Annotated in this window: 4 protein-coding genes; all 4 read left to right on the top strand. The window is 57.5% G+C overall.

Translation table 11 applies throughout. The annotated features are described in order from the left end of the window. Nucleotides 1-766, top strand: a 766-nt coding sequence (locus AC2FND_RS19765; protein ID WP_496771413.1) for a pyridoxal-phosphate-dependent aminotransferase family protein, incomplete at its 5' end; no start/stop codon positions are given. Continuing rightward, nucleotides 766-1734: a beta-hydroxyaspartate dehydratase BhcB gene (gene bhcB / locus AC2FND_RS19760; RefSeq protein WP_496771414.1), complete on the top strand. Its 969-nt coding sequence runs from the start codon at nt 766-768 to the stop codon at nt 1732-1734. The genes AC2FND_RS19765 and bhcB, both read left to right, overlap by 1 nt. Before the next feature lie 42 nt (nt 1735-1776). Beyond that, the gene (bhcC, locus tag AC2FND_RS19755; RefSeq protein ID WP_496771412.1) at nt 1777-2940 is read left to right on the top strand and encodes a 3-hydroxy-D-aspartate aldolase BhcC; all 1164 of its coding nucleotides are present in this window, start codon (nt 1777-1779) and stop codon (nt 2938-2940) included. 113 nt (nt 2941-3053) lie between these two features. Further along, on the top strand, nt 3054-3852 hold a 799-nt coding region (locus tag AC2FND_RS19750), incomplete at its 3' end, for an ornithine cyclodeaminase family protein (protein ID WP_496771411.1).

The following is a 3852-nucleotide window of genomic DNA, read 5'->3' as shown; positions in this document are numbered from 1 at the left end:
GACGGCAACTGGCGTGAAGTCGGATATCGCTGCTGTGCGCAGGGCGCTGACTGCCGCGCAGCACCCGGCGTTGCTGTTTGTTGATGGCGTTTCATCAATCGCGTCGATGGATTTTCGGTTTGATGAATGGGGCGTGGATGTTGCCGTTACTGGATCGCAAAAGGGTTTCATGTTGCCCGCTGGCCTTGCCATCGTCGGTTTCAGCCAGAAAGCGATGGAAGCGACCAAAACCGGCACCCTGCCCCGCACATTCTTTGACGTCCGGGACATGACCAAGGGATACGCCAACAATGCTTACCCCTATACACCCGCTGTTGGGTTGATGAATGGCCTCAATCAAGCCTGCTCTATGCTGCTGAGCGAAGGTCTGGAGAACGTTTTTGCCCGGCACCACCGGATTGCCGAAGGGGTCCGTGCCGCTGTGGGGGCGTGGGGGCTGGAGCTTTGTGCCAGCAGCCCTGCGGTCTATTCCGATACCGTAAGCGCAATCCGCACGCCGAACGGCTTCAACGCGACGGATATAGTCACGCACGCAGCTGAAAAATACGGCGTTGCCTTTGGCGTGGGCCTTGGTGAGGTCGCGGGCAAGGTGTTCCGGATCGGCCATCTGGGCAGCCTGACGGATGTCATGGCACTGTCCGGGATCGCCACTGCTGAGATGTGCATGGTTGACCTGGGCCTGAACATTGACCTGGGGTCCGGAGTTGCCGCCGCACAGGAATACTATCGCGGCCATCCCGGTTCCGTTCAGAAGAACGCGGCATGATGAAGGATTACACAATGTATATCCCAACCTATGAAGACATGCTTGCGGCACATGACCGGATCAAGCCCTATATCCGCCGCACCCCGGTGCGAACCTCGGACTTTCTCAACGAACTGTCAGGCGCGCAGCTGTTCTTCAAATGCGAAAACTTTCAGGAACCGGGCGCTTTCAAAGTACGAGGTGCCACAAACGCGGTTTTTGGGCTGGATGCGAAACAGGCCGAAAAAGGTGTCGCCACCCATTCTTCGGGTAATCACGCCTCGTGCCTGTCTTATGCGGCGATGAAAAGGGGCATTCCCTGCAACGTGGTCATGCCGCGGACAGCGCCGCAGGCAAAGAAGGATACGGTCCGGCGTTATGGAGGGAAGATTACAGAATGCGAACCCTCCACCTCGTCACGCGAAGCGACATTTGCCGAAGTTCAGGCGGCTACGGGCGGTGACTTTGTTCATCCCTACAACGACCCTCGGGTCATCGCCGGGCAAGGCACCTGTTCGCGCGAGTTTATCGAGCAGACCGACGGTCTGGATGCGGTTGTCGCACCTATCGGCGGCGGCGGCATGGTGTCCGGCACCTGTCTGACACTATCGACGCTCGCCTCGGAAACCGCGATCATCGCGGCGGAACCGGAACAGGCCGACGATGCCTATCGCAGCTTCAAGGCCGGCCACATCATCGCGGATGACGCACCCAAATCGATTGCCGACGGGCTGCTGGTTCCACTGAAAGAGCTGACCTGGCATTTCGTATCGAACCACGTCTCAGAGATTTACACAGCCTCCGAGCAGGAGATCATCGATGCGATGAAACTGACATGGAAGCACCTGCGGATTGTGATGGAGCCATCTTCAGCCGTTCCGCTGGCTACGGTTCTCAAGAACCCGGACGCTTTCGAGGGCAAGCGTGTCGGACTGATTGTTACAGGTGGTAATGTCGATCTGGACCGGCTGCCCTGGATGAATGTCTGAAAACGCCCCAACAAAAAACTATCCCGGTTTAGGATTACGGAGATGAAAGATATGAGCACTCTCGACCAGTTCGAAGTAGGTTACGACATTCCGGCCAAGCCCGGCATGTACGAAGCAGATATCCAGACACCCAGCCTGATTTTGGATCTCGACGCGCTTGAACGCAACATCAGGAAGATGGGCGATTATGCCAAGGCGCACGGGATGCGTCACCGCGTGCATGGTAAAATGCACAAGTCGGTTGACGTGGCCAAGCTGCAAGAAAAAATCGGTGGTGCCGTCGGTGTCTGCTGCCAGAAAGTTTCCGAGGCCGAAGTTTTCGTTCGTGGTGGGATCAAGGACGTTCTGGTTTCGAACCAGGTGCGTGACCCGGCCAAAATTGACCGCCTCGCACGCCTGCCAAAGCTGGGCAGCCGCATTATCGTGTGTGTCGACGATCTGGAAAATGTCGCCGACCTTTCGGCGGCGGCAGTCCGGCATGGAACACAGCTAGAAGTCTTCGTTGAAATCGATTGCGGCGCAGGGCGGTGCGGGGTCACAACGACACCCGAAGTGATTGAAATCGCCAAGGCGGTTGAGGCTGCAGACAACCTGAAATTCAGCGGAATTCAGGCCTATCAGGGTGCCATGCAACACCTCGACAGTTATGAGGCACGAAAGGAAAAACTGGATACCGCCATCGCGATGGTCAAAGACGCGGTAGACGGCCTTAAAGCCGAGGGTATCGAGTGTGAGCTGGTCTCGGGCGGCGGTACGGGGTCATACTACTTCGAATCCAACTCGGGCGTGTATAATGAACTGCAATGCGGGTCTTATGCGTTCATGGATGCCGATTACGGTCGCATCCTGGACGAGAACGGCAACCGGATCGACCAGGGCGAGTGGGAGAACGCATTCTTCATCCTGACCAGCGTCATGAGCCATGCCAAGGCTGACAAGGCAATCGTCGATGCGGGCCTCAAGGCGCAGTCGGTGGATAGCGGTCTGCCTGTTGTTTTCGGGCGTGACGATGTCGAATACATCAAATGCTCGGATGAACATGGCGTCGTGATGGATCCAAGCGGGGCGCTCGAGGTCAATGACAAACTGAAGCTGGTGCCGGGGCACTGTGACCCAACCGCAAACGTGCACGATTGGTATGTGGGCGTCCGGAATGGCAAGGTCGAATGCGTATGGCCGGTGTCAGCCCGCGGCCGTGCGTACTGAGCTTGAATGCTCAAAGAATAAGCATTCGGCCAAACATGGCCGGACAGTCGCCCGTGCGCGCCCGCTTTTATCGGTGAAACGCACGGGCGCACGAATTCCAAGTGGAGAATGACATGCTGATTGTACCCGAGCGCGAAATCGCCAACCTCATGACCCGCGACGCGGCCTTTGAAGCCGTCGAACAGGTCTTTGCCTCTATGGCCGCAGGGGACGCCTATAACTTTCCTGTCGTGCGCGAAGCCATCGGGCATGAGGACGCCCTGTACGGCTTTAAAGGCGGATTTGACCGCGCCGGGCTGACACTGGGCCTGAAGGCCGGGGGGTATTGGCCGAACAACCTGGAAAAGCGCGGATTGATCAATCACCAATCCACTGTTTTTCTTTTTGACCCTGACACCGGAAAACCGTCAGCGATGGTTGGCGGCAACCTTTTGACGGCCTTGCGCACTGCGGCGGCCTCTTCTGTATCCATCAAGCACCTTGCCCGTGCGGACGCGCGGGTGATCGGTATGATCGGGGCCGGGCATCAGGCAACCTTTCAGCTACGCTCGGCGCTGGAGACGCGCGCCTTTGAAAAGGTCCTTGGCTGGAACTACCATCCCGAGATGTTGCCGAACATTGAAAAGGTCGCCAATGAAGCCGGTGTTCCGTTTGAAGCGGTCGAACTTGACGGCATGACCGAGGCGGACGTCATAATCTCGATCACCTCGGCTTTTGCACCATCGCTGATGGCAAACCATGTGAGCCCCGGAACGCATATCGCGTGCATGGGAACGGACACCAAGGGCAAGCAGGAAGTCGAGGCGGCGTTGTTGGCCAAAGCATCCGTATTCACAGATGAAATCGCACAGTCAATTTCGATTGGCGAGGCGCAACACGCCGTGGCACAGGGCCTGATCAGGGAAAGTAACC

Source organism: Ruegeria sp. BHSB056 (assembly GCF_059613305.1).
This window is presented reverse-complemented; position numbering and strand designations above follow the sequence as displayed.